Source organism: Thermoplasmata archaeon (genome assembly GCA_035632695.1).
Lineage (GTDB): Archaea > Thermoplasmatota > Thermoplasmata > RBG-16-68-12 > RBG-16-68-12 > RBG-16-68-12.
Genome location: DASQGG010000148.1, coordinates 1 through 6,679, shown reverse-complemented (window position 1 = coordinate 6,679; position 6,679 = coordinate 1). Strand labels below are relative to the sequence as shown.

The window sequence follows — 6,679 nt, the reverse complement described above, 5'->3', positions numbered from 1 at the left end:
ATCCGTCCGACCAGTAGACGCCTTGACGAATCGTGTAGGTCCAGTTAAATCCGGCGGCGTCGTGGGTGGATTGGGTGACGATGTTCGGGATGGGTGTCCCATGTTCATCGAATGAGAATGCGTAGTCGTAGAGCAAGCCGTAGAGAAGATACGACGGATCGTTGATTCCGATGTACGGGTTCAGGCTGTCGATGAGCTGCAGGAATCCGATCGTGAGGGATGCCTTGGGCGCGGCCTTGGCTGGCGTCACAGTGGATACCGGGCCCCCGATGCCGGCTTGCAGCAGCAAAACGATGGTCACTAGTCCACAAACCAACGCGACGTGCCATGACTTCGTCCTTAACCCTCCCGTCAGCGCCGGCACCCTGGGTACCAGTGCATGGATGGGATGGCGGAATCCCCCATAAAAGGATGCTGTCACGACATTATCGCTCGGAGGGGGACCGGTGCTTCGGGGCCTGCGCGCTCTCCCCGCTGAGGGTACGCTTTCGCACCTTGGAATCTCTGCCTCGCAGAGCACGCTGGGCGGATGCGTGGGCCAGGATTCGAACCTGGGAACCCCTTCGGGAAGGGATCTTGAGTCCCTCGCCTTTGACCAGGCTTGGCTACCCACGCACCGGGGCGCGGAGCGTGCCTGCTTCGTATAACCTTTCCCGCGCACCGACGGCGGCCCGAAGCGTATTTGTCGCACGTGCGCGTTCGCCTGGCGGGGTCTTCCCGTGGCACAGTATTTCTCCAAGGAGTTCTTCGACGCGCTCGCGAGCGCGCTGAACACGGACGCGGAGTGGATGAAGAAGGCATCGAACTCGACCTTCAAAACGGTGATCACGATCACGGACCGCTCGAAGTCCTTCTTCTTGGATGTGGTAGGCGGCAAGGTCGCGGTGAGCGAGTCGGCCCCCGACATGCCCGCGGACTTCAAGTTCGAGGGGCCCTACGAGTCCTGGGTCATTCTGGGCAAGGGCGAGAAGGACTTCCAGTCCCTCGTCATGACGGGCAAGGTCAAGTTCCGCGGCTCCATGCCCAAGGTCATGGGCATGATGGGCCAGTGGAATCGGCTCATCAAGGTCGCCCAGGAGCTCCCGAAGGAGTTCTGACCCGTGCCTCCGAGAGCCCCGGGAATCCCTCCGCCTTCCACGCGTCGACCACCTGGCGGAGTCCCTCCTCGCACGTGGGATAGTGCGGCACCCAGTCGAGGTCCTTCCTGATCCTCGCGTTCGAGGTCCGCGTCGAGGCCGTCAGGAAGCGGACCGTCCCGCCTCCGACGGCGAGCCGGGCGATCCATGTCGGGAGGCGTCGGGGTTCGGGCGCCCCGAGAAGCCGTGCGAACGTCGTGAAGAACTCGGACGTGCGCACCGGCCGGTCATCCACGACGTGCCACAGACCGTCCTGGTTCGCCCCGATCGCACCGACGAGCGCGGTCGCTGCGTCGTCCACGTGTAGGTTCGACCAGACGGCGTTCCCCCGGCCCAGAATCGGCAGCCTCCGGCGCGCGAGCCGTTCGCCCATGAAACGGGTCTGACTCGAGTCCGAACTGTAGAAGCCGCCGAACCGGAGGGTGGCGACCCGGAAGCCACCTCGGATTCCCGCCTCGCGCGCGATTCGCTCGGCGTCGATCGCGGACGCGAACCAGAGGCCCGGACTCGCCGGGGACGTCTCGTCGAACTCGGAACCGTCCGGAGGCCGAGCCGCCCAGACGATGCTTTCCTGGACGTAGAGTTTGGCGTGAACCCGTGCCGTACACGCCGTCAGGGCCTGCGTCCCCTCCCTACGAATGCGGTCGTTCGTGGCCCAGTCCCTTCCCCGCCATCGGGCACCCGGGGGAATTGCGGTGGCCGCGCGCACGATCACGTCGGCACCTTCCGCGGCCCGAGCGAGCGAACCCACGTCGAAGAGGTCCGCACGGATCGGCTGGGCCCCGAGGGAGCGCAGCGTCGTGTCGATCTCGGATCCGCGAGACAAGCCGACCACGTCGTGCCCGCGATCGCGGAGGAGTGGGACGACCCGTCGTCCGAGGACACCCGTCGCGCCGGCGATGAACACCTTCATGCGAGGTCTCGTGCCAGCGAGCTCGCCCCCGGCTTGAACCTTGCCCCGTCGCAGACGAACTCCTCAAACGATTAAATAGCGAGGCACCCATGCATAGTTCAGCCGGGCAGTCGCGGGAGGAGATCACCGTGGATTTTGAGCTGACGGAAGAACAGAAGCTCATGCAGAAGACGGCGCACGAGTTCGCCGAGAAGGAGATGCGGCCCATTTCGCTCGAGTACGACAAGAAGGGCGTCATGCCCTGGGACGTGGTCAAGAAGGCTCACTCGATCGGGCTTGACACCGCGTTCATCCCCGAGGATTACGGGGGCGGAGGCATCACGTCGACCCTCACGCACTGCGTGGTCATGGAGGAGCTGAACTGGGGCTGCGCGGGCATTGCGACGGGGTTGCTCGGCGCGGGCCTCGCGTACCTTCCCATCATCCACATGGGCACGGAGGCCCAGAAGAAGAAGTTCTTGGTCCGGTTCACCGGACCCGAGCCGCGGCTCGGCGCCCTCTGCCTCACGGAGCCCGACGCGGGCTCGGACAACCAGAACATCTCGACGACCGCGGTGAAGAAAGGGAACGAGTGGGTGCTGAACGGAGTCAAGCGGTTCATCACGAACGGAGGGGTTGCGGACATCCACGTCGTGTTCGCGACAATCGACAAGAGCCTCCGGTTCCTCGGGGTCCGCGGGTTCGTGGTCGAACACGACACGCCCGGGCTCAAGGAGGGCAAGGTGGAGGACAAGATGGGCGTGCGCGCGAGCCACACGTCCGAGGTCATCCTGGACGACTGCCGCATCCCGGCGGACAACATGCTCGGGTCCGAGGAGGGCACGGGCTTCTACGGGGCCATGAAGACACTAGAATCCTCGCGCCCCCTCGTCGCCGCGGGGGCCGTCGGGATCGCCCGGGCCGCGTACGAATACGCGCTGGACTACGCGAGGAAGCGGAAGCAGTTCGGCGGCCCCATCGCGAAGAAGCAAGCGATCGCGTTCCTGCTCGCGGACATGAAGACCAAGGTGGACGCCGCCCGATTGCTGACGTACCGCGCGGCATGGATGCTCGACCACGACATGCCCATGAACAAGGAGGCCAGCGAGGCTAAGCTCTTCGCCGCGGACATGGCCATGGATGTGACCACGGACGCGGTCCAGATCATGGGCGGCGCAGGGTACATGAAGGACGAGCCCGTGGAGAAGTGGATGCGCGACGCCAAGGTCTTCCAGATCTGGGAGGGCACATCCCAGATTCAGCGGCTCATCATCTCCCGCGACGAGATCGGCGAACTGTAGGCCTGCGGCACGCTTAAGCCACGTCGCGCGCGATGCGGGGCCATGTCCTCGACGCCCCCGGTTCCGACCGCCGCGACGCCTCTCCCCGAGCCCCTTCGCCTCCCGCACGGAAGCGTCCGCGGAGTCCTCGCGATCGTCCTCATGCTGACGTTTGGATTCCTCCTCGCGCGCGACTCCTCCGCGCCCACGGTGCTCGTGAACGCCGTGGTCGTGTGCCTCGCGTTCTTCTTCGGAAGCCACGGCCTCGCCCCGGTCCCGACCGCAACTCCGGCCCCGGGCGTTGCACCCACCAAGCGGCCCCGGACCGTCCGCATCCTCTTGCTGATCGGGTTCGCGGGACTTGCGGGGTGGTTTCTCCGTTCCGGGATTTCGCTCCAGAGCCTTCCTCCGGAACTCATCCAAGTCTGGGAAGTCCTCGCCGGATACGTGATCGGATTCGGGGTCTCCTGGGCCTTTCACCACCGGGCCCACGAGAACGTCGTGCGTAGGCGGCTCGCGCTGGCGTTCCGAGACCTCAGCGCCGCGGGCGCGCTCGGCCTCACGCTCTTCGCCTGCTACACGATGGCTGCCGGTCTCGCCGGCACCATCGGCAGCGCGGTCGAGCAGGGTCTCTCCCTCATCATCACGTACTACTTCGGCTCCCGGGTCCTTCCCCACTAACCGAGCGGCCTATTCGCCGATCTCGGCTGCGCGATGGGCGGGCACGCGAAACAGGAAAGGCAGGAGGATCATCCACGCGGTCTCGAAAATCAAGGACGTGATCGCGGGCAGACTCGCCAGCGAGCCGAACACGGTAAAGGCCAGGACCACCGTCAGCCCGAGGTTCTTGAAGCCCGCGAAGGTGACCGCCGCCACCTGCGTGTCCCGCGGCGAGCCCGTGATGCGGGCGACTCCGAGGACGAGCAGCCCGAGACCGATCGTGCGCGCAAACGCGAGGAGCGCAAGGTTCGCCGCCAGGGTCGGCTGACCCAACAACGTGTCGCGGGTCGAACCGGCGATGGCGAGCACGAGGAAGAAGAACGCAACGCACACCGCCACGGGTCTCGCCTCGTGGACGGGTCGCCACGTCCGAAGCGGTCGAGACAAGACGACCGGGAGCCCGATCAAGAGGAGGGTCTGGATCGCGAGGCTCTCCACGGGGACGGCTTCGCCCAGCACGAGGAGGCTGAGCCCCGGGACCGCGACGAGCCCCGCGAAGTACAGGACCGCGTCCGAGATCAGGGAACGCCGCACGTCGCCCCGCAGGAGCGAAGTGATCGGGACCACTGCAACGGCCGGCGGCACAGCCCCCATGAGCACCCAGCCGCTGCGGATTTGGGGATTTGGCGTGAGAAGGCCGAAGGACACGACGAGCGTGCCCAGCACGCCGTAGCTCATGGCCGCGGAGACGGCCAGGCCGCGGAGTTCCGCCGCGGGGGAGAGGCCGCGGAACGAGATCTCCGTGAGGGAAAAGGCCATGGCGACGATCAAGGCCGCCTGTTGGATTGTGCCGGAAAGGTCCGCGGGGAATCCGCCCGTGGCGAAGCCGGCGACGAGTCCGGCGCCGACCATGAAGGGGAAGTTCCGCCAGAACCGGAACACGCGGCTCCGGACCGGGGCGCCCGCATTAAAGGTTGAGGTGCGCGCGGGGCCGTCAGAGACTCACGAGGGCCGCCCCCACGAGGGCGAGACCCACGGCGATCTTCTGCGCCCGAGTCATTTCCTCCGCCATCCAGAACCGCCGGAATAGGATCGCCACGACGGGGTACGCCGTCGTCAGGGGGACCACGACGGCGAGCGGCCCGAGGCCGATGGCCAAGAAGATCGTGATCCCCGCGATCGCGAAGAGCACAAGCGTGGGCTGGGCGGCGCGAATCGCGACCCGATCCACGGGACCACGCGCGCGGGACTCTCGCCACCCGAGGGCGAGCATCATAGGGGTCGACACGAGAACGTAGATTCCCGCGTTCCCCGCGAATCCAATGGCCCCGATCGCGAGCTTCTCGAAGACTCCCCAGGCTCCCCAGAGGAGGACGGCGAGGATCATCGGTGCGACCCACGAGCGTCCCGACGAGCCTGTGCGGCTCTCGTCGACCCAGCCCAGGAGGAACGCGGCTCCCACCAGGAGGGCGATGCTGATCATCTGAAGAGGGAGAAGGGTGGCACCGAGGCCGACGACCGCAGCGACGACGGTCACCACCGGATACGCTGCCGTGAAGCCGCTCACCACGGAAGCGTCGCCCCGCTCCATGGCGATGAACCAGAGCATGTTGCCGACGGTCCCGCAGAGCGCGGACCCGACGCCGTACAGGATACCCGTCGTCGTGAGGGACCCGCTTCCGCTCCCGAAGAGGAACCAGCCCGCATAGATCGGAACGCTATAGAGGGAGTAGAGGGCGAGCATCCGGCCTGGACCCAGCCGGACCGTCGGCTCCTTGGACAGCCCCTCGCCCAGGCCGTACAGGACGACCGTGAGCAGGGCGCATGTGAGCCAGAGCTCCATGTCGCGCCTCTGTCGCTTGTTTGTCCTTCTCGTTGTCCTGATCCATGTCTGCAGACCCCGCGCGAGGATATGCCCCGCATCCGAGTTGCGGGATTCTTGTAGGCAGAGGTTTTCTTAAAGGTGCCGACAAAAAAGTTCATGGTGTTTCACGAAAAAGACAGGTGGGGCGACTACGCCAATCACTTCTTCCTGCGTCGGGCTTCTAGGGCGGCATGCCGTACGTCTGGCGCGGCGGCGCGAGGCCAAACATGGGGAGTCCTTGGAAATCCTCCGCGACCTTGCCCGTCGTCGCATAGCGGTAGAGGGCCGCGATCAGGATGGAGTTCGCCGCCGAGGCCACAAGCCCGAGGATAATCCAATAGACGACGAGGACGACGATCCCAACCACGAGTCCGAGGATGCCGCCGACTACGAATCCTAGGAGGGGCGCGAGGAGACCCGCCAATCCGAGCAGTACGAAGATGGCGCCCATGCTGAATCCACCGACCAGGGTTTCACCCCAGGTGGACTTGAAGATGTGGGCGCTCCGCTTCACCGCTGCCCAGGGGCCGAGCTTCTCGTAGATGAGGACCGGGACGACGAAGAATGTGGCTAGGCTCCAGGCGATGCCGACGAGGCCGATGATGAACTTGCCGATGAACCCGAGTCGCTCCTGGATCGCGCGGAGGATCATGGCCACGGTGGCGGCGAAGACCGCCCAGAGGAAGATCCGCTTGACATTCTCGCGGGCGATGCGCAACCCGTCTGCAAGAGTAGGGCTACCGCCGTTGAGTCGAATCGTCGCGGCCCCGATGATTGCTGCGTTGAAGAAGAGGCCCACGAAGAACGTGACGACGTAGTAGAGCACAAACAGGAGCACGGAGAGCCA

General features: G+C 65.6%; 8 protein-coding genes and 1 tRNA gene. 3 read left to right on the top strand and 6 right to left on the bottom strand.

Features of this window, described 5'->3' with window-relative positions:
- Both VEY12_09465 and VEY12_09460 read right to left on the bottom strand, forming a co-directional pair.
- The coding region (locus VEY12_09465; protein HYM40348.1) for an ABC transporter substrate-binding protein at window positions 1–250 on the bottom strand (250 nt) is incomplete at its 3' end.
- Window positions 251–530: 280 nt separating this feature from the next.
- Window positions 531–615: transfer RNA gene (locus VEY12_09460), tRNA-Leu, on the bottom strand.
- 104 nt (window positions 616–719) lie between these two features.
- Here VEY12_09460 and VEY12_09455 point away from each other — a divergent pair.
- On the top strand, window positions 720–1,097 hold the full coding sequence (locus tag VEY12_09455) for an SCP2 sterol-binding domain-containing protein (GenBank protein ID HYM40347.1): 378 nt from the start codon (window positions 720–722) through the stop codon (window positions 1,095–1,097).
- On the opposite strand, the gene VEY12_09450 is transcribed toward VEY12_09455, so the two are convergent.
- Window positions 1,063–2,049, bottom strand: a complete 987-nt coding sequence (locus tag VEY12_09450; GenBank protein HYM40346.1) for an NAD(P)-dependent oxidoreductase — start codon at window positions 2,047–2,049, stop codon at window positions 1,063–1,065. The genes VEY12_09455 and VEY12_09450 overlap by 35 nt on opposite strands.
- Window positions 2,050–2,138: 89 nt before the next feature.
- Between VEY12_09450 and VEY12_09445 the strand changes: the two genes are divergently transcribed.
- Window positions 2,139–3,329 carry an acyl-CoA dehydrogenase family protein gene (locus VEY12_09445; GenBank protein HYM40345.1) on the top strand — a complete coding sequence of 397 codons (1,191 nt, stop codon included), beginning with the start codon at window positions 2,139–2,141 and terminating at the stop codon, window positions 3,327–3,329.
- Between the two features lie 42 nt (window positions 3,330–3,371).
- The gene (locus VEY12_09440) at window positions 3,372–3,989 is read left to right on the top strand and encodes a hypothetical protein (GenBank protein ID HYM40344.1); all 618 of its coding nucleotides are present in this window, start codon (window positions 3,372–3,374) and stop codon (window positions 3,987–3,989) included.
- A gap of 9 nt (window positions 3,990–3,998) precedes the next feature.
- Here the strand turns inward: VEY12_09440 and VEY12_09435 are convergent, their stop codons facing one another.
- The 3 genes from VEY12_09435 to VEY12_09425 all read right to left on the bottom strand — a co-directional run.
- Window positions 3,999–4,910: a hypothetical protein gene (locus VEY12_09435; protein HYM40343.1), complete on the bottom strand. Its 912-nt coding sequence runs from the start codon at window positions 4,908–4,910 to the stop codon at window positions 3,999–4,001.
- Window positions 4,911–4,962: 52 nt separating this feature from the next.
- Complete coding sequence (locus VEY12_09430) at window positions 4,963–5,811, bottom strand: DMT family transporter (protein HYM40342.1); 849 nt, start codon at window positions 5,809–5,811, stop codon at window positions 4,963–4,965.
- Window positions 5,812–6,013: 202 nt separating this feature from the next.
- The coding region (locus tag VEY12_09425; protein HYM40341.1) for a DUF6159 family protein at window positions 6,014–6,679 on the bottom strand (666 nt) is incomplete at its 5' end.